The sequence below is a fragment of the Mucilaginibacter rubeus genome (genome assembly GCF_014643835.1).
GTDB lineage: Bacteria > Bacteroidota > Bacteroidia > Sphingobacteriales > Sphingobacteriaceae > Mucilaginibacter > Mucilaginibacter rubeus.
In genome coordinates this window covers 81520-101542 of record NZ_BMKD01000002.1, presented here as the reverse complement: position 1 = coordinate 101542, position 20023 = coordinate 81520, and the positions used below count along the sequence as shown (strand labels likewise).

Below are 20023 nucleotides of genomic sequence, written 5' to 3'. Positions count from 1 at the left end.
AGGCTATTGGGTGTTTATCCTCCCTGGGTGGCTTTAATAATGATGATTTTATCGCCCCGATTGAGCTTGTGGTTTTCCCATTGGGTTTTGGGAACAATAGCTTCGTTGATGGCAATGGCCAGCCCCCGGTCAGGGTGCTGCAAGACATCAGCGAGCAAAGCCTGCACATTGCAGTTATCAGGCACAATAAAATTTTGTTGATTAACGGTTACTTCCATTACGTTGCATTAAAATTTCAACTGTAGGAATGTCCCCGTATTAGGAAAGAAAAAACAACACCAATAGTGTTATCGTCACTTTTCCCTTCGCCAGCATTACCCGGATCAGGTTCAAAGGGTATTATCTCAGTCCGTCAGGACACCCCTAAAGTTGCAGTAAAGCTAAAGGAATAAAATTGATTAATCCAAATCAATTTTATGTTAAGACTATCTGGTTACTATTGATGGTAATTTGTTTTAACGTGTAAGTGTGTTGAATGTCAAACGATTGAATGGTATTAATACTGGCGAAAATAATTTTAAAACATCAGGCAAGCTATCATCGGCTTAGCCTAAAATCCATGAAATAATAGACTACTCTCAACCTGATGTCAAATAATTGTTAATCGGCAAAATCGGGCCGGTCAATAAAAATAAGTGTCTTATCTTAGCTGCAACTGAAGTATGAACGCATTAGTTGATTTAATACAAACCTATGGGCTGTGGCTGGTATTTTTGATCACTCTTTTACAGAGTGTTGGATTGCCGCTGCCTGCATTTGCAGTATTGATTGTAACTACTGCTGTAACGCCTGCAACCGAAGCTAATATCATCATACTCATTTTAACCGGATCACTGGGTACCTTAGCAGGCGACCTTATATTATATTTTGCCGGGAAGAGATACGGAACAGGGATCCTTGGGAAATTATGTAAAATTTCTATGTCACCGGATACCTGTGTTCGCAGTACCGGCGATATTTTTGAACGCTACGGCGCCCCGGCGTTAACCATTGTTAAATTTATTCCGGGGCTGTCAACACTGGCACCTGTTGTTGCCGGAGTTTATGCAATGCGGGTGACATTATTTGTGTTTTTTTCATCTATCGCAGCACTTATCTATCTCGGCGCGGCGGTGACGCTGGGTGCAGTTTTTCGGCACCAGGTTGATGGCTTGATCGCTGCATTAAGTCATTATGGCACGATGGGCGGTTTATTTGTCGTCGTGCTGTTCGGTTTATACCTTTTGTTCAAATGGCTGCGTCGTTATCGCCTTATCAGGCAGTTTGAAACGGATAGGTTAACTGTGAATGATTTGATAGAACTGATTGACGGAGAATCGAACCCTGTGATACTTGATGCACGCCCGATAGATCAGCGCACAAGAAATGGATTTATACCGGGCTCAGTTCCCATAGACGAAAACAGTTTTAATGATATTGCCGACCGATATGCCGGGCATAAGGAGATTGTTATTTACTGTTCGTGCCCCAATGAAATAACCGCTGCAAGGTATGCCGAGAAATTGCGTAAAGTTGGCCTGAAGCGCATCCGGCCTTTAGTAGGAGGGATTGATGCATGGGCCCAATCAGGCCAGCAGGTTACATTTCTTTAATGCCAGTTCAAATTCAATTGTTTAATGTAAAGACGCATCACATGGGTCTTCCGCATACAGATTCCTGATGTTCATGAACTGTAAAGCAGCTTGACCTATGGGAGACGCATGTGATGCGTCTCTACATAAAAGCAATATCAGCGCTTGTTGCAAACGACCGCAAGATTAAAGCAATAAGCCCCCGCTAAATCTCCCCCGGAAGGGGAGACTTTTTGATGTGCATTTTTTTAAGCCCTCCCTTCCGGGGAGGGTTTGGGTGGGGCTTTACCCATTCCCTACACGCTGCATTTCATCGGCCGCGCCGTTGTCGCGCTTGGCCGTTTTGAAGGTTTTGCCGAAACGATAGGTGAACGCGAGCACCACTACGCGGCTATCGCGCTTAATCTTAAAATACTCGGTGGCGTTGGGGAACTGCGTTAAGCCTTCCATGGCATTGGTATAGAATATATCGCGCATGCTCAACTTCAGGGTGGCCTTCTTTTTAAATACCGACATGCCCAGCCCTGCCGAGAGCTGCCCGGTAGGGTATAGCCGTTCCTGCACATCGTTGCGGGCGCGGGTGGTGTAAAAGCCCGATACCTCGCCCGTAAAACGTTTGCCCATGGTGAACTGGTTGCTGGCATTGAGGTTAAGCTGGTTAATATCTGATGTGTAATGATTGCCGTTAAAACCGCTCAGTTTTTTGTAATTGTACAGCGCCTGTGCTGTAAGCGTCCACCAGTTGGTGGGGGAGGCCGTGATAGCTTCGGATACGCCGATGATATACGTGCGCCCCACGTTGCCCTGTGTATACAGCAAAATACCCGCAAGGGTAGGGTCGCTCAAAAAGATCTGCGAAAAGTAGTTGTTGATATTGCTGTAAGATACCGTGGTGGTGAGCAGGTTTTTGTATTGATGGCTCAGCTCCAGGTTCCAGCTGTATTGAGGTAAAATATAAGGGTTGCCCGTTTGATAAGTGTACTTGTTAATGATAAAATAAAATGGGTTAAGCGTTTGGTAAACCGGGCGATCAATACGGCGGCTTACCGTTAAAGTAAAGCTATTTGCAGTATCGGCCTGGTAACTGAAATTGCCGCTGGGAAAAAAGCTGCCGTAGTTGCGCGAAAAGGCCGAATCTTTTTGCAGCACATTACCCAGTTGATGGGCGTGATAATCGGTATGCTCATAACGTAAGCCTACCTGATAGGAAATGGCCTTATGCTTGCGCTCCCATTGCGTGTAAACCGCGTGGATGTTCTCACTGTAAAGGAAATGGTTACTGCGGGTCAGGTCATCAGTCCATTGGCCCGCATTGAGGTTTTGGTAACCGGCGGAGTTATCGGTACTGCTGTGTGCCGATTTCCAGCCCGCCTGAAATTGGCCATCGCTGTCGGTTTTAAGCGTATAGTCGGCTTTGCCAGTGAATATGTTGATGGTGGTGGGGATGTTGGCGCGTGTAGATTCGTTATAACCGCCGGTGGTTTGCAGGCGGTTGTTGAAATTCTGGTCGCTGGTAATGTTGTAGTGCAGCCAGTCGGCATCAGCGCTGATGTCCTGGTTTTTGCTGATGGCATGGCGGAGGCTCAGGCTCACCTGGCCGTTTTTAAACCGGCTGTTATTGGCGTTATCGGTAGCGATGACAGAATCTGCCGCACCACTTGGGTTGAGCCAGCGCGCCGAAGCTGTATTGTTGCCCTCGCGATGGATCATGGTTCCGCCGAGCACAATGCCAACCGTTGTTTTAGGCGAAACTTCATAGTCCAGCCCCGCTTTGGCCGTATTGTTCAGCAGTGTGCCGGTGAAGTGTGATGGCTGATCCAGCGTTGCGGTGGTCGCCCCGTCGGCGCCGGTGTATTTACGCAGCGCGTACAGGTTGGTAAGATACTTCTGCCGGCTGATATTGTAATTAAAGAAAGTGCTGACACGCCCGGCGCGGTAATTGAGCGTGAGCGTGTTATTGGTTTTGAAGTAAACTCCCTGCGCCACCGTAGCCGTAACCGACCCGTTGAAACCCTTTTGCCGGTTCTTTTTGGTTTTAATATTAATGATCCCCGCGTTTCCGCTGGCATCATACCGTGCGGTGGGATTGGCAATCAGTTCAATTTGCGCCACCTGGGTGGAGCTCATGCTGCTGAGCAGGTTGTTGAGGTCGGCGCCGGAGAGGTAGGTAGGCTTGCCGTCTATCATCACCAGCACCCCGGGCTTGCCCTGTAAAGCAATGCCGCCATTACGGTCGACCATTACCCCCGGCGATTTCTCCAATACCTCCAGTACCGTGGCCCCCACATTCGTAACCGAAGCATCAACGTTTACGATCACCTTTCCCTGCTTCACCTCTACCGGCGGCGTTTTGGCAGTGATGTTCACCTCTTTCAGTACAGTACTCAGGGCTTGTATGCGGATGGTATCCTGCTTAATATTCTCCGCAATGGTATAGCTGCGGGTGGTTTGGGGCTGATATCCCGTATAAGTTACCGAGAAGCTGAATGCTCCCTGCGCAATGTTCTGAAACCTGGCCTGGCCGCGGGCGTTAGTTACGATCATACTGGCCTGTTTGTTTGCCTGTATCAGTTTAACGGTAGCACCATCGGCGGGCTGGGCGTTTTCTTTAACAACTATCAGCGTAAACTGCTGTGCAAAGCCGCCCAGGGGTAACAGGGCCAGTAGAAAGAGTAAAAGTGTACGGGTCATTCAGTCAATCCTAATAATCCCGTAAGATAATCAGGGTTAGGCTGATGTTTGCAATTTAAGGTGCGAAAATATGGGTGAAAATCACTTTTTTACTTTGAAAGTCACTGGTATGCCGCATCTAAACCCAGCCCTGCATACCCGCGCCAGGTTGGGAAACTATCAACATTAACGCCTTACGCGGTTTAAATTAAAGGCAACCAGGTATTCGTACACCGGCTCGGGGGCGAAACGATCCGACGGTATCACTGTTTGTGCCTTCATCACCTGGTTCAATTGCGTTTTTACCAGGGCAAAAGTCGCTTTTAACAGTTCGGGCAGTACACTTGTCGCTACCGTAGGGTAGTACTGTTTCTCAAAAGCTTTTTTCTCAGCGGCGGTAGCCATTTGTACCTCCCAATGCTCGTCGGGTTTAAAACCATTCTCCAAAGCGGTATTACCCAGGTCATAAATATATTCGCTGGCTTTGTAGTGTGCTGTTTGTTTATCGGTCATTCTGATATTTATTGTATGAGGATTTATCTTGTTTATTGTTGCAATGGTTAATTAAGCCTTAGCTCGCTTTAGCGACTTTGACAGCGGTAGGCCCTTTTTGCCCCTGTTCTATTTCAAAGGTAACTTTGTCATTTTCTTTGATGGCAAAAGAAGCCGCGTTGACATGAACAAAAATGCTTTCCTGGGTTTGCAGATCTTTGATGAAACCGAACCCTTTAGATTCATTAAAGAATGTTACTGTGCCTTTTCTTACAATTTCTACTTCAACTTCCTCTTGTTTTGGCGTACCAATGAGGATGTCCTGCGCCAATACCTTTTTCCGATTACCGGGGTCCTGGGGCACGGAGGTAATGTTGCCGTTTGCGTCAACATAAGCCAGCATATCTTCAAAGCCCTGTCCTTTAACAGCGTTGGCTTTACGATCTTCGGCCTTTTCTTTTTTGTCCTGTTGTTTTTTGAGCTTTTTCTTTTCGCGCTCTTTCTTGTTAAATGTTTCGGTGGATCTACCCATGTTTTTGATTAAGTGTAACAAAAAAGCATCCCCCCGGATGGGAGGATGCTTTTAAAATGATGATATAGTGATTAAGCTATTTTTACATTTACTGCATTCGGACCTTTACGGCCTTCTTCAACGTCATAACTAACGGCGCTGTTCTCACGAACATTGTCAATCAGACCTGTTGAATGAACGAAGATTTCGCTGCCACCATTGTTAGGTGTGATAAATCCGAAACCTTTGGCTTCATTAAAAAATTTTACTGTTCCTTGTTGCATTATATTGTTATTAATAAGTGTGCAATATAACTATAATTATTGATGTATTTTACTTTTCGTAAAATTATTTAACATTTATTTAAATGGTCGGTGCGAAAAAAGGCCCGGAGCACCTGTTAAAGGGTGTTTTCGGAGTATCTTCCATTTAAAAAAACTTGTTGTGCATTTTGATGAATGGTGTGTATAGCCGGTATGCTGATCGTTTTGCTCTGCATGTCATGTTGTGATCATTGCAACCGTGAAGTTGGTGTAAATAAAACTTTATTTACCTGAACACGGGCCATAAGCGTGGGCGCTTGCGGTAGCGGGGCTATATACTCGCGCTGGTTTGACTCAATAATCTTTGTTTTTTGATATCTTGGTTTAAAAATTAGATACAATCCTATTTTTTTTAGATATTGAATACGTTTTTTTTACGTATTCAATATATTCTTTTTACCTTTAACAAAAAAGAAAAATGGCAAGCGAAACGAATATTGAAGCCTTGACAACCATAATCTCATTGTTAAAAGATATGGATGTTGATTCACAGAAAAGAACACTTCAAGCTGTAGCAACTTTTCTTGATATTCCTTTAAGGACCTCTGAAAGTCATGTTGCTTTGAAATCTTATGATTTATCCAGCCAAACTAAAAGCGATGTTCCTTTTTCTGAAAATCGTGCGATATCTCCAAAAGATTTTTTAAGAGATAAATCACCAAAAACAGATATTGAGCGCATTGTTTGTTTAGCATATTATTTAACTCATTATAGAGATACGCTTCATTTTAAAACTGTAGATCTTAGTACTCTTAATACAGAAGCAGCTCAACCAAAACTATCAAACCCGACAGTTGCGGTAGATAACGCGACGAAGAATGGGTATCTTGTCCAGGCCGTGAGAGGCAGTAAGCAAATTAGTTCAATGGGAGAAACGTTTGTGCAGGCTCTACCAGATAGAGAAGCTGCTAAAGCCAGTATTGCGAGCATGAAAATCAAACGGCGTGTAAAAAGGCCCGCAAGCAAAAGTCTATCCAACAAAACCGAGCAACCGTGAGTAAAAAAATTAATAATTTAATTAGACACAGGTCGACGAGGTTAACACTATACAATCATAAAGGTGGCGTTGGAAAAACCACGCTCCTTGTTAACATAGCATCTGCACTTGCTTCATTAGGTTATAGAGTTTTGCTCGTCGATGCTGATCCACAATGTAATTTAACTTCTTATTTGGTTGATACAGATGTAGTTGATGAATGGCTTGATAATTCTGATTCGGAAAATGGAAGTACGATTTGGTCCGCTATCAAGCCTTTTATGGAAAGTTATGGCGACTTAAATTTCGTAAAACCTTTCGAGCGGCAAGAAGGCGTTTATTTACTCCCCGGTGATATCCGTCTTTCTGAATTTGAACAAGAATTAAATCAGATTTGGGTTGACTGTTTGCAAAGAAAAGTTAGAGGATTTAAAGGCGCCTCTGCAATTAGCGAGATTGTCAACGTTATAGCAAAAAAAGAAAATATTGATTTTGTATTTTATGATGTTGGTCCTAATATAGGTCCTCTGAACAGAGTTATCCTATTGGATTGTGATTTTTTTATAATTCCAGCAGCTTGCGACTTGTTTTCAGTAAGGGCATTAAAAACATTGGGCAAATCGTTATATGATTGGATTTTAGAATGGCAGGTTATTGCACAGTTAGCTCCAGACAATTCTTTACTTCTTCCAGGACGACCTAAATATTTAGGATATATTCTTCAGAGATTTAGAATGTACGGTGGAGCGATAGCAAGTCAATTTGCAGGGTACGCCGGAAAAGTTGAGAAGAGCACCTATAGCGACATTACGGAAGTATTACGAAGAATTGATAAAGATTTGGCTAAAGGAACCCTAAGTCAAACTAAACTCGGTCAAGTTAAAGATTTTGCAAGCCTGGTACCCTTTTCACAAACACAGGGTCTTTCTTTTTTTGACGTAGAGGGGGGCGATGTTTCTATGAAAAAAGATGCAAAAAAAGAGTTTCAATTGATCGCGAACAAAATTATTTCATTAACATCTAATACATAGTTTATGGCTAAGCATATAGGTGTTAGACAATTAAAATTAATCGATCAATTAGTGGAGCACTTTGTCAAAAACAAACCAATTTTCGCAATTCTAAATGATGGTTTGCATAGTGTCATAGAAAACGACGAAGGATTGAAAAAAGTGATACATTCTCATAAATCTCGAATAAAAGATGTGGATCATTTGCGGGATAAATTGATTCGAAAGGCTAACAATTGTATTGAGAAAGGAGAAGCGTTTGATTACACTACTGAGAACTTATTTTCTAAGATCAATGATTTGGTGGGGTTTCGAATTTTGCATTTACATACAACTCAATTTGAGCAGATTAACATTGCATTAAATAGAATTTTCGCAGAACAACGGTGGCAAATTATTGAGGGGCCTAATGCACGAATTTGGGACGATGAAACCAAAGCTTATTTTGAAAGTATTGGAGTGGCAACTTCCAATAATGAACGTTTGTACACAAGTGTTCATTACATTTTAAAACCCAATAATTCTACACCAATTACTTGTGAAATCCAAGTAAGAACTTTAAGTGAAGAAGTTTGGGGCGAGGTAGATCATAAAATAAACTACCCACATACTTCTGAAAGTCATTCATGTCGCGAACAAATAAAAACTTTGGCAAGAGTAACTTCAAGTTGCAGCAGGTTAGTTGATTCGATATTTAGTACATATAATCATGAATTAGCGAAGGTGGCTAAAAATATATCTAAAGAAGTCAACACCAACGAAAAAAAGAAAAAAAGTTAATTTTTTTTCTTTTGAATTTGTACACTAAGAAGTTTCTGAGACGCAAATTTAGATGCACCCTTTAGCTTTTTTTTATCATTAGGATATTTAGCTTTTAAGTTTCGATTTAACTTCCTGATTTCTTCATCTGTCAAATTTTCAAGGAGTTCATCTTTTCGAAGTTCCTTGCTTAAACTTTTCTTCTGTAATCTTACCAATTTGGCGTTTTCATAATTATGAAAAGATTCTGTCAAATTTTTTAGTACTTCGCTGCCCTCTTTTATTACCGCTGGCAGATACTTAATCATCAAAAAAAAATATATTGTGTCGTGTATCGCTAACTTTTTTAAAATTTCTTGGACGATAATTTCAATTGATCCATGCCTTATTTCTGAAGCTTTTAAATGGGCCTTCTGTGTCTTCGCATAACTAAGAAACCCTTTTTTGTAGAACCTTCCATAAAAATCATCAATAGTTATCAAAAAGCTTCCAAATTCTCTGAATGAAATATCAGTATCACTAAGTGTAATAATTAAATCGTAATCTGACCCGTCCGAATCTTGTTCGAACATAGATTGAGCAATCTTGTTCAAATAGTTACTCCTATCAGTAGTCAGTAAAGTGTTGGATTTTTTTGCAGGGAGCACTGGGTCTAAATTATATTTTGACTATTTACTTCTTTGGACGGAAGTTTTTCATCCACATAGATCTCACCAATTCGTTCAAGCGTCCACTGGCCTTGAGAAACATCCTTAAACCAAACTTTAGTGTTCTTTATATTATTAATCGTTTGTCTTAAGTGGCCTGGGCGATCACTTAATTGCAAAGCTTTGTATGCAAACTCCACTTGCCCTTCGGTAAAGTGTTCATTTTTGTTTAATCTCGTGATATAATACGCAATAACAACAATTCGGTCATAGGTGCTATTGCCCGGTTTTTTGATAGACATGAATTCTTCTAATGAAGGTTTTGCTGGATTGACACCTTTAGATAAGTCGAATTCTTCAATTGCAATTGATCTGCTGGGCGTTTTTTTTGAACCAGTTGCTGCTGTCTTCTTTTTTGTTTTTGAAGTAGTTTTATTCTTTTTTTCTAAAATAATATTTTCAATTTCGGCTATTGCTCCATTCTGAAAATTGAACTCGTTATCTCTAATAGTCTTAAAATATTTTTGATGGGCTTTTTGCCATTCCTTGGAAAAATTGCTTGACCTACTGTCAGTCTTTCTTCGCTCCATATAAGCATTCCTCACAGTGTCTTTGTCGAAATTCTTTGCTCCGAATTCACTTATATAAAAAGCGTGAATTCCTATCCAGGAATTTTCGCTACACTCGATTTTACTTGCAATGTCATTTAAATGAGGTATTTCATTTGATTCTTCTGATGGGTTATTTGATGAAATGCTCGTGTGTAACTCCTCATGATCATTTAGTTCATAAGTATCATTTTCATCCCCGATTTTTAATCTATTATTTAATTGACTGCCATTTTGATTACCTAACATTCCTGATCTATTATTTACTATAGCAGACAACAAATCATTCATCCTTTCCTTGCCCACGTTGTCAGTGAACGAAATCTCACATGAAATTTCAGCATCACTCTTGCGATATTTGATAGTATTCAGCGGACTATGTTCTGTAGATTTTGTATCATAAAAAGCTCCGCCACAATTGAAGCAGAATTCAGCATCTTTTTTGATAAATGTTTTACAAGACTTACATTTTAGTCCTTTTCCGCACTTTGCGCAAAAGTTATCAGTTTCTACCACTGATGTGTCACAGTTAAAACAATTTAGTGATTCCATTAGGTCTTGGTTATTATATTGATTAATAAAAATAGATTAAAAATCGTCACTATCAACAGATTTCTTCTTTCTGTTGAAAAGTATTAAAACTTCTAACAATATTCAATTTATTAATTTTGGTTGATTTAGCTAAAAATTTAGAGTAATTCGACTTGAGTTGGAGTATTTTTATCACTACTCAATAATGGCGAGTTCTTCAGGAACCAAATCGTAAAGTTGATAATGGGCCATTGCGAGCAGATATCACGGCAAAATCCACAAATGCCACTTCAAACAACTCAGCACATCACAACCGCACCAATCAAAAAATCCACTTTACCATCAACCCCAAAACTCACTTCCCCCCAATTCCACTAACAATCAACTCAATCTGATTCAGTTGCTCCTTGCTCAGCTGTTTCAGGTTTTCCTGGCTTAATATGGTGTTGTTTATTTGCAGGTAGTTATTTTGCTCGTTGATAACGGTGTTGGGCCGGCGTTTGTTTATAGCGCCAACCGTTTCAAAATAAAGCCGGGCGGCTTTTACATCGCCGTTGCAGGCAAGTTTACAAACGTTGGCCAGTATTTTAGGGACCATATATTTAAACTGTTCCATTTCGGCAAGGTATTGTGGATGTGTTTTATAGCCTGTAAGGTGTTTGGCAACAGTTTGCCGGCTCAGGCCGCATTCCCGGGCTATTACAAATTTAGGGGGCATGGAGCCATTTTGGGCAATCAGCTTTTCGATGGCCCGGCTAATAACTAAGTGGTTATGTTCCCAGATCTGCTCATTTGTGCTCGGCAGCATGATCTCCGCTATTTTATCTATAAACTTGTCCCGTTCTTCATCCGTTAACCGTTGCAGCATTTCGGTACTGAATTCGGCAAGGTAATTGCGTTCAGCATCGTTCAAATCTTCAATATCTGCTAAGGTGATCTTCTGCAGGCCCAATACACGGTCGAGCTTTTCTCTTGAAGGCGTTAAATTTGATAAGGTATTTTCAGGTTCCATCAGGTTTGGCAATCTTTTGAATAAAGATCGGGAATTTAGTGTAAATATACTAATGTTTTTAGCAAAAAATACTGTGTTAACCCTGTTGTTTTGTGTATGATTCTGATTATCAGTGTATTATCTGAAAAATCACTTTCTGATTGAAAAATAGTGTAACCCAGGTTGATTTTATTTAATTGATTATCAGTTGTTTGTAAGCTGATTTTTGAAATTGTGTTAACCCTGTTAACCCCCTCTCGGGCGCTATGGTTTTACAAGGTAAACCCTCTCTTATGGCATCGCGGGCAAATTAACTATTGGTTCAGGCCAGCTGAAGAGGACAAGCCTATTTGCCCGAACACTTAAATTAAACGCAAAAAGCCGGGAGGCCGGCTTTTCGCATTTGATAATATATTTGAATTGAACTTCAGCGCGATACCTATTTGCGCTTCGACAGCCTGATGACGTTGATAGAATAAGGCTGGAAGGTGTGTTTGAATGACCGGCCAAGTCCCGTAATGGTCGACGTAACCGGGACGATTTTTGTTGGCTCATCAATGGTATTGGTATCTTCCGGTTTATCGCCCTTTAGTACAACCAGGGTGCCATTTGCAGCCACATCTCCGCCCTTCAGGTTGACTGTGATCTCGCGGGCCATATCGTCGGTATTTACCACCTTCAGATACACGTTTTTGGCATCCTGGGTACAAACAAAAAATAACGCCGGACGCTCGGCCTTAGGGCGCCGCGCGTTTGCCGGCCAATGGCTTATGCCGGCCGTGTCTTTAACTGCCGGTTTGCGTAAGGGGGCATTTTCGGCTGTTATTGGCACCACCTTAGTGCCAAGGTAGCTGCCGAACATTTTTTGTACATAATAAGATGGAGATCCATAACTTTTAAGGGCTGTATAACCAATCAGATCAGAGTCCCATTGCCAGGCTTTAGGTTGGCCGTTACCTGCCTGGTTTACGTTCACGAATAAGGGCGCATAGCATGACCGCTCCACCAGGTCGCTGTTGCGTTCCATTCCGGTCATCCAGGCGGCGTCTCCGAGGGCGGCATTCAGGTTAGTGGTAGGCGCGCCTTCGCGGGTGGCCCATTCGCCCACAAATATTTTAGGGCTGGTTGCACGGTCATAGCTATCATACTTCGCCGCGTCTTCTTCCATCTGCCAGGCCGATTGGTAATAATGCTCGTCAACCATTTCGGGTTTAACGCTGGTCACCTTATCGGGCTTATAACTTTCAATGGTAGAGATACAGCGTAACTGGGGGTATTTAGCTTTTATAGCAGCCTGAAATTGCTTAAAGCGCCCATCGTAGCTATGCGACCTGTCGAACCAGTCCTCATTTCCAATCTCTATATCTGTCAGTTTAAAAGGGGCGGGATGGCCGTCGGCAGCCCGTTTTGCACCCCAGTAAGTTTTGGTATCGCCAATACAATACTCAATTTCGTCCAGCGCGTCTTTAACATATGGCTCTAATAAAGGCCCCGCATCTATGTGGTCACCACGTAATGAGTAACCGGCGAAAACTGCTAAAAGCGGTTCCATTTTTAAATCTTCACACCACTCTAAAAATTCCAGCAGGCCCATACCGTCGCTTGCCCGGTAACCCCAGCTGCCTGTATGGCCGGGACGCTGCTCCAGCGGGCCTAAGGTTGTTTTCCATGGAAAGGCATCTCCCAGGTATGGCCCCTCTAAAAAGTTGCCTCCCGGAAAGCGTAGAAAAGTAGGTTTCATATCGGCCATCATCTGCATTAAATCAATGCGATTGCCATTCGGCCTGTTTTTATACGTTGGGGGAAATAAGGAAACGAGGTTAAAATAGTAAGTGCCTGTCCGGTTAGATGAAATTACAAAACGCGCGTCGGCAGTAGGTTTAATATTTGGAGCAGTTGTAATGGTTAACTCATGCTTTTTCCAGTACGTGCTTTTTTCGAGGTTGATTGTGCCCCTTGCGTAGGTTGTTTTGCCATCGGTGCTTTCCAAACTAATGTTGATAATACCGGGGCCATCTTCTGTAACTGCTGTTGCAGGAGGCGTAGCATCAGGCCTGTTACCCCGCGGAAAATTGACAGTGCCGGTTTTGATATAAAAGGAGCAGCGATAAGTAGTTGACGGTGTAACCGGAATACCCCAAAAGCCATTGTTGGCAATACCCGCGCGGTTACCGTTTGCCTGGCTAACCGTAAGCTTAAGGCAGGTTGTAAGTGCCGCGTTAATAGCATTGCGCCCCTGATCAAAAGACACATTGGCCGGATCGGCACCAATTAGCTGTATCGATGCCTTGCTATCGCCATCCTGAACAACGCTCCAGCCATCGGGCTGATTTGGGTTATCCTTAAAAACCCGGTTACGGATCAGTTCGGCATATAATCCCCCGTCATAGGAATGATTGATCTCCTCGGTCATGAGCCCGTACAATTTCGGACTTACGTTCACACCTTTGGTAAGATCCAGGTTGAGGCGGGTTTGCGCCTGTAGACCGCTGAATGCACTTAAACATACAGCAGATAAGAATAATAGCTTTTTTGTCATTGGTGGTATTCCTTAGTTATTCTGAAATGATGATCGGGCTGATGCATAGTTGTTTTATTGTGCATTGCTGATGTGAAAAAAATCGAAATCAACATAACCGCCCGATTGCCTGGTTGCATAGTTAAACAGGCCAAAGCGATATCCCATAAAATGGGGGAGCGTATAAACCATTTGCAGCGGTGTGCCAATAGGTTCCCATTTGCGCCCGTTGAGACTATAAAAAAAGTAGGCTTTGTCTGCCCGGTTAGTAAAATCGCAGCTTACTTTAAGGTAAATGGTTGTTTGCTTTAGAGGTATGCTGGCCGCTTCAATAGCCGATCCGGATTGCGCGCTGATCATAACTATTTGTTTAGAGCCATGATCTGATTTTACACCAACGAAGCCGTACTTTTTTTGCAGTAAAACCAGCCCTGCAAAGTCTCCATCTTTCATGTTGGAAACATCTATTAAAGTTGTTCCCGAACATTGGGGACCGATGGTGCGCTGCGTTAAGGTGTTACGTGCCGATAGTACTGTGCTGTCAAGCCGTCCGGTGGTCAATCTCAGATAGCCGGGCCGTTTTTTTAACGACCATAACTGATCATCCGGATTGTGGTTCCATTGCCATACCAAAGGCAGCATTGGCTTCCCGTTTTTACGGCTAAATTCATCCGGGGATACGATGCCCGGGATCAGGCTTTTATTTGCAGGTAAATCAAGCGTATCTGGTGCTTTGTGATCAATACCCAATACAGGCCATCCGTCTGTCCAGGTAACCGGTACCAGGTACGGCACCCGGCCAACGGCGCCAAAATCACGGAATAAATAGGCATACCAATCGCCTTTTGGGGTATTAATAAGCCCGCCCTGGGCTACACCTTTATCCTGGAGCCCTACCTGGCCTTCATAAGGACCGGTCAACTTGTCGGCCCGGTGGATTAAAACGGTACGCATACCCCCTTTAGGCCAGCTGATATTGAAAAGGTAATATTTCCCCTTAATTTTGAATAGCTGCGAGCCTTCGGCAGGCAAACCAATATTGGGACCGGCAGCAGCGCTTGCATTCTCGATCAGGATTTGCGGTTTTTTATCAGGATTGACGTCAGACAGGTCATCATTCAGTTCGGCCAGCATGATCTTGCCGCTCCCATAGATCATATAAGCTTTGCCGTCATCATCAAAAAAAAGTGAGTGGTCATGTAATGCCGGCTTAAAGGACATTTCTTTCCATGGGCCTTTTTCAATGTTTTTTGTGCTGTAGATATAGGTTTTATTGGTAGTGCCCGAAAATGTAGAAACGTAAAAAGTACCGTTATGATAACGCAAGCTGCTTGCCCATGATCCCCTGCCATATGCGTTTGCTCCGTTTGCCAGGTTAAGGGCATCCCCACCATCAAGCGTATTATATGCGTAACTCACGATATGCCAGTTCACCAAATCTTTTGATTTCATGATTGGCAGCCCGGGACTGAGATGCATAGTGGTGCTGCTTGCATAATAAGTATCGCCAACCCTGATCATCGATACATCCGGAACGTCTGCATATATGATAGGATTTTGTGCTGTTTGCGCGTTTAAAGGCATAACTGCCAGTCGCCATAAAAGGCAGGTAACTGTCAGTTTAAGAAATGCGATATTTTTTGTTTTCATTCATTTTACGTTAAAAGTTAACCACTTCCCAATATGCCTTTTTTCGCTGAAGTTTTTCATCAAACAACAGCGGGTAGGCTTTGATAACTTTGCGAGTTGTGCCCTCGGTCGCAGCTGCGCCGCCGGCAATACCGCCACCGCGGAAATCAAGCCAGCTGTACCGGTCTGATACGTTCCAAAAAGTAACCCCGGTTATTACCTTTTTGTATTTCCTGAAGATCTCAAAAATTGCTTTATACCTTTCGGCTTGCTGAGCGGCCATGGTTTCAGTATAAGCGGAATCCGTCAGCGTTTGATCGCCTGCTTTACGCGGCGGGCCGGTGCGTACCGTAACATCCAACTCCGTGATCTGCAGCTTTAATCCAAGTGCTGCATACTTATCCATAGCTTCAGTTATTTGTTGCAAACTGGGGTCATTTAATTTCCAGTGGCCCTGCAGGCCTACTCCGGTTACCGGTACACCGGCGTCTTTAAGGTTCCTGAGCAATTTACAAATCTTATCCCGTTTGGATGGAACCTCACTGTTGTAATCGTTGTAAAAAAGTTGGGCCTCCGGGTCGGCTTCATGGGCATATTCAAACGCTTTGGCAATAAAATCCTCGCCGCATATCTGGTACCATAATGAGTTACGCAGGTAGTTATCGGGTTTATCATCAATGGCTTCGTTAACTACGTCCCACGCGTATATTTTACCCTTAAAATGATTGACTACCGTGGTAATATGATCCTTAAGCCGCTTCAGTAACACATCTTTACTTACCTGTTTGCCCGTGCTGTCTTTAAACATCCATGCAGGTGCCTGGGCATGCCAAAGCAAATTATGGCCCCTGATTTTCATGTGGTGCTCTTGCGCGAATGCTACGATAGCATCGGCGTTTTTCCAGTTATATTCATTTTCGCGCGGATGAATGGGGCCCATTTTCATGTCGTTTTCCGGTGTTACGCTGTTAAACTCCTTTGCAATCAGTTCTGCTTCAGGTCCGCTAAGTGCAGCCGCGTTTACTGCAACACCGATAGGAAAATACTTTCGGTAATAATCTTTCAATCCCTTATCAGCCTTATGTGATGAGGTTGCAGCCCGGCCATAATCTGCGTTATGGTGTAGGGCCTGTCGGTTCGTAAAGGATGCCAGAGCGACAAATCCAGTTAGTAACAGCGGGAATTTTAATGTTGTAATCGTTTTAAATTTCATGTTGGATCAGTTGCAGGTGTAATTTTAATTTATTTGAAACTTATCCAGTCGATATTAACGCCGGTGCCGCTTTTTAATACTATGACCAGGTTGGCGGTTTTAGATGGGAGAGAAGCGAGGCGGGTTTGTATAACTTGCCAGTCGTTCCCTTCGGCAATGTTTGCTGAAGCCAATATACGTCCGTTAGGATCGCCCAGCCGAACTTCTATAGTCGCTTTGCTTGCTGCATTTGCCAGAATCTGCAATTCTTTAAACTTTTTGCCTTCGAAGTCAACACGATTGTAACGGATCCAACTGCCTGCATTGTTGAACGTAGTCTTCCAGCCGTCAAATCTTTTTGCGGTATCAAGAAAGGAGATTTTAACGGTACTGTCCTTATCGCTGTACCTGTCTATCTGTATTTTTTCTGAGGCTTTGGTGATCCCCACGCCACGCAGGGTTGGGATAACTTTTTTGATCGTTCCGTCGGCGTTAAAAAACAGGCTGTCGCACCTTATCGATCTGTTTTTGTCGAAATTCGGCGATAGGTCGTCGTTGTGGTAAAACAAGTACCACTGATTTTTAAACTGGATGATTGATTGGTGATTGGTCCAGCAGCCGGAAGCCGACTCATCCATAATCACGCCTGCAAATTTAAAAGGCCCCATCGGGTTGTTGCCGATAGCATATTCCAATCGCTCAATCTTATTGGCCACATGCGGATAGGTGAGGTAATAAATGCCATTGCGTTCGAACAGGTAAGGGCCTTCTTTCAGCCCTTTATCAGGCAGTTGGGCTAAAATTATTGGTTCTGAAGCAAGTTCCAGCATGTTTTCTTTAAGTTTTGCAGCATACAGGTTTCCCTGTGCCCAATACAAGTAGGCTTGTCCGTCTTTATCAATAAATACATTAGGATCGATGCCATGCACCTCTTTTATAGGTTCTGGCTGAGGGGTAAACGGTCCATAAGGTTTATCGGCCACGGCAACACCAATTGTAAAGCCGCGACCGTTTTCGCTGCCTTTCATGGTAGTAGGGAAGTACATATAATATTTGCCGTTGCGGAAAATGCAGTCGGGAGCCCACATGCTGTACGAAGCAGGGTCGGCCCAGGGCACTGTTGTTTGACTGATGATCATGCCGTGATCAGTCCAGTCGGTGAGGTTTGCTGATGAAAAAACGTGGTAATCTTCCATGCAAAACCAACCAGGGCGACCATGGCCGGGCGTTGCCTTAATATCATGCGATGGATAAACATATACCCTGTCGCCAAAAACGCGGGCTGAGGGATCGGCCGTAAACTGGTCCCTGATTAATGGATTTTGTGCCATGGATCGCCCGGCGAAGCCCAATACTGATCCGAATAGCAATAGCCAGAACTTAATATTTTTCATGAACAGAATGTGTTTGATCTGATTTTTTTGATCATTAATTATTTAAACAGGATGGGGGCAAATTGGTAAAGATCATTTCGCCAAACAGGCCAGGTATGACCTCCCGGATACTCGTAATAAGTATGTTTTATTTTCATCTCGTCCAGCTTGCCCAGCATAACCTGGCAGTTTTTATACGCGATATCCTCCTTGCCGCCCATCGCAATCCAAAATGCTTTTAGGTTGGTCTTGATTTTGGTAGTATTTTTCTTCATAAAATCATACTGTGCATCAGCGATGCTGTTTTGTGCAGGTAAAATCCATCCCGAGCTGAATACGCCAAGGTAACTGAATGTATCAGTATTGTAGATACCTGTATATAGGGTATTTAGTCCACCCATGGAAAGCCCGGCCAGGGCACGGCCCTGCGCGGTACGGTTAACCCGGTAGTTCTTTTCTATAAAGGGGATAATGCATTGTTTTATTTCGCTCGCGAAGGTTTTGAGACCGGCTTCACCAAAACCTCCGCCGAAATTGGCATCGGGCATTACCACTAACATGGGTTTCGCTTGCCCGGCCGCAATCAGGTTATCCATGATCATATTGGTTTTGCCCTGGGTTGCCCAGCCGGTTTCGTCCTCGCCGCCGCCATGTAATATATACAGCGCGGGGTATTTAAGCTGGCTTGCGTCATAACCAGGCGGAGTGTAAATGAACAGCCTTCGCCATGATTTGGTGACGGTTGAAAAATAGGTTTTGATGCGGATATCGCCATGCGGAACGTTTTTTAACGCATAATAATCGCCGCCGTCAAATGGTATTTCTATGCCGCTGGCCATGCGCCCCATGCCGTAAAAGGTTTGACTGGAAGGATCGGTTGTAGCAACGCCATCTATAATCAACGAATAATAATGGAAGCCTTCGCCAATTGAATCTGTTGTAGCTGTCCAATAACCTGCCGTGTCTTTTACCATGTCATATTTCTTGCCCAGGTCAACCTGAACTTTTTGTGCATCCGGCGCCTTGACACGGAAAAGCACCCGGTGGTCGGGTTGGATAAAAGGATATTTTGAGCCTCTGATATTGGTAGATGCAGGGCCGCCCGAAATCATCATGTTATATTTATCGATATCAACAGGTTTGAACAGGAATTGCGAAAACAGGTAAAGATCATTTTTCCAAACTTTAAAGTCGTGGATTCCCGGCTCGACATTGAAGATATGCGGCACATTTTTTTGTTCGAGGTAATCGTGGGTACGTTTGCTGAACGACATTAACCCGTCGTGATCGCCGCAGGAGATCCAAAGCAACTTAAGTTTGCTTTTGGCTGCATCGGGATCAGGTAACAGTTCTTCAGGTTTTTTGGTATTGGGTGCTGATGAAAAGCCTCCAACCCAGGCAAATTTATCCAGGTTGCCCAGCCCAAAATTAAGTGACTGACCACCGCCCATTGATAATCCGGCCAGTGCCCGGTGTTCGCGATCGGTATAAACTGGATATTTTTTTTGAATAAATGGGATCAGGTCATCCAGCAAGTCGTGCTCAAAAGTTGCAAACGCGGCAACTTTATCCGGAGCCATTATATTGCCGGTGGCACGGTCGTCTTTCATGGCACGGCCGTTGGGCAACACAACGATCATTGGTTCCAGTTTTTTATCGGCATACAAATTATCCAATATCACCTGGGGCGTGCCTTGGTTAAGCCATTCAAATTCATCGCCGCCAATACCATGCAGCAGGTACAAAACAGGATATGTTTTTTTAGCGGTATAGCCGGGTGGCAGGTAAACTACTGCGCGCCGTTTGGAATCAACTGTTTTTGAGTTGTAGGTAACGGTGTCTAATTTTCCGTGTGCTATACCAGCGCGGTAAGTGTCGAAACCGGCCGGTGAATGTTTAAGAGCTGGCTGTGAAAGGGCCAGCAAGGCAGGCAAAATGCCGATGACGGTGAGGTAGGCTATCTTCTTCATAATTTTGTTGTCAGTTAATACGCTAAACTGATTGCCTTTCGGATTAAGGACGCTAAAGCGGGTTAAATTGTGTTAGTTTTTGCTCGTTTGAGGAATACCCGAAAGTAGGGCAAGCACTTTGCCGCGGTTAACACAAATCATGATAATGATAGCACGAATGTTTAAGACCTGGAAAATGAACCATCAATCCCGTTTGCGTAAATGAACAGGAAGCCGGAAAATACGCCCGCTATTCTTTTTTTGAATCGTTAA

At 43.4% G+C, this 20023-nt stretch carries 17 protein-coding genes and 1 riboswitch; of the genes, 4 read left to right on the top strand and 13 right to left on the bottom strand.

Annotation, left to right across the window (positions count from 1 at the left end; genetic code table 11):
* Positions 1-14 precede the first annotated feature (14 nt).
* Positions 15-218: a sulfur carrier protein ThiS gene (gene thiS / locus IEX80_RS06985; RefSeq protein ID WP_176627258.1), complete on the bottom strand. Its 204-nt coding sequence runs from the start codon at positions 216-218 to the stop codon at positions 15-17.
* 65 nt (positions 219-283) lie between these two features.
* A riboswitch (TPP riboswitch) is annotated at positions 284-375 on the bottom strand.
* 287 nt (positions 376-662) lie between these two features.
* Between thiS and IEX80_RS06980 the strand changes: the two genes are divergently transcribed.
* Positions 663-1592: a rhodanese-like domain-containing protein gene (locus tag IEX80_RS06980; RefSeq protein ID WP_176627256.1), complete on the top strand. Its 930-nt coding sequence runs from the start codon at positions 663-665 to the stop codon at positions 1590-1592.
* Between the two features lie 264 nt (positions 1593-1856).
* Here IEX80_RS06980 and IEX80_RS06975 read toward each other — a convergent pair whose 3' ends face one another.
* From IEX80_RS06975 to IEX80_RS06960, 4 genes are all read right to left on the bottom strand, one after another.
* Positions 1857-4262 carry an outer membrane beta-barrel protein gene (locus tag IEX80_RS06975; protein WP_188832472.1) on the bottom strand — a complete coding sequence of 802 codons (2406 nt, stop codon included), beginning with the start codon at positions 4260-4262 and terminating at the stop codon, positions 1857-1859.
* A 165-nt stretch (positions 4263-4427) separates the two neighbouring features.
* Positions 4428-4754, bottom strand: coding sequence for a hypothetical protein (locus IEX80_RS06970; RefSeq protein ID WP_090527538.1), 327 nt, complete (start codon positions 4752-4754; stop codon positions 4428-4430).
* A 58-nt stretch (positions 4755-4812) separates the two neighbouring features.
* Positions 4813-5265 carry a cold-shock protein gene (locus IEX80_RS06965; protein ID WP_090527541.1) on the bottom strand — a complete coding sequence of 151 codons (453 nt, stop codon included), beginning with the start codon at positions 5263-5265 and terminating at the stop codon, positions 4813-4815.
* Between the two features lie 71 nt (positions 5266-5336).
* Positions 5337-5528 (bottom strand): cold-shock protein, encoded by a 192-nt coding sequence (locus tag IEX80_RS06960; protein WP_090527544.1) that lies wholly within the window; start codon positions 5526-5528, stop codon positions 5337-5339.
* 457 nt (positions 5529-5985) lie between these two features.
* On the opposite strand from IEX80_RS06960, the gene IEX80_RS06955 reads away from it, so the two are divergent.
* From IEX80_RS06955 to IEX80_RS06945, 3 genes are read left to right on the top strand one after another with little or no spacing between them, the layout of a single operon-like run.
* Complete coding sequence (locus IEX80_RS06955; protein WP_188832471.1) at positions 5986-6564, top strand: hypothetical protein; 579 nt, start codon at positions 5986-5988, stop codon at positions 6562-6564.
* Positions 6561-7574 (top strand): ParA family protein, encoded by a 1014-nt coding sequence (locus IEX80_RS06950; RefSeq protein WP_308421684.1) that lies wholly within the window; start codon positions 6561-6563, stop codon positions 7572-7574. The genes IEX80_RS06955 and IEX80_RS06950 overlap by 4 nt, the downstream gene beginning before the upstream one ends.
* Before the next feature lie 3 nt (positions 7575-7577).
* Entirely contained in the window at positions 7578-8333 is a 756-nt protein-coding gene (locus IEX80_RS06945; RefSeq protein WP_188832470.1) for a RelA/SpoT domain-containing protein, read from the top strand.
* On the opposite strand, the gene IEX80_RS06940 is transcribed toward IEX80_RS06945, so the two are convergent.
* From IEX80_RS06940 to IEX80_RS06905, 8 genes are all read right to left on the bottom strand, one after another.
* Positions 8330-8905, bottom strand: a complete 576-nt coding sequence (locus IEX80_RS06940) for a hypothetical protein (protein ID WP_188832469.1) — start codon at positions 8903-8905, stop codon at positions 8330-8332. The two genes, IEX80_RS06945 and IEX80_RS06940, sit on opposite strands and share 4 nt — an antisense overlap.
* Before the next feature lie 59 nt (positions 8906-8964).
* Positions 8965-10119 carry a zinc ribbon domain-containing protein gene (locus IEX80_RS06935; RefSeq protein WP_188832468.1) on the bottom strand — a complete coding sequence of 385 codons (1155 nt, stop codon included), beginning with the start codon at positions 10117-10119 and terminating at the stop codon, positions 8965-8967.
* A 334-nt stretch (positions 10120-10453) separates the two neighbouring features.
* Positions 10454-11110: a hypothetical protein gene (locus IEX80_RS06930; RefSeq protein ID WP_188832467.1), complete on the bottom strand. Its 657-nt coding sequence runs from the start codon at positions 11108-11110 to the stop codon at positions 10454-10456.
* A 418-nt stretch (positions 11111-11528) separates the two neighbouring features.
* On the bottom strand, positions 11529-13628 hold the full coding sequence (locus IEX80_RS06925; protein ID WP_188832466.1) for an alpha-L-arabinofuranosidase family protein: 2100 nt from the start codon (positions 13626-13628) through the stop codon (positions 11529-11531).
* 54 nt (positions 13629-13682) lie between these two features.
* The gene (locus IEX80_RS06920) at positions 13683-15257 is read right to left on the bottom strand and encodes a glycoside hydrolase family 43 protein (RefSeq protein WP_188832465.1); all 1575 of its coding nucleotides are present in this window, start codon (positions 15255-15257) and stop codon (positions 13683-13685) included.
* A 10-nt stretch (positions 15258-15267) separates the two neighbouring features.
* The gene (locus tag IEX80_RS06915) at positions 15268-16449 is read right to left on the bottom strand and encodes an endo-1,4-beta-xylanase (protein WP_188832464.1); all 1182 of its coding nucleotides are present in this window, start codon (positions 16447-16449) and stop codon (positions 15268-15270) included.
* Between the two features lie 29 nt (positions 16450-16478).
* Positions 16479-17822, bottom strand: a complete 1344-nt coding sequence (locus IEX80_RS06910) for a family 43 glycosylhydrolase (protein ID WP_188832463.1) — start codon at positions 17820-17822, stop codon at positions 16479-16481.
* Between the two features lie 38 nt (positions 17823-17860).
* Entirely contained in the window at positions 17861-19771 is a 1911-nt protein-coding gene (locus IEX80_RS06905; RefSeq protein ID WP_090526129.1) for an alpha/beta hydrolase-fold protein, read from the bottom strand.
* Positions 19772-20023 lie beyond the last annotated feature (252 nt).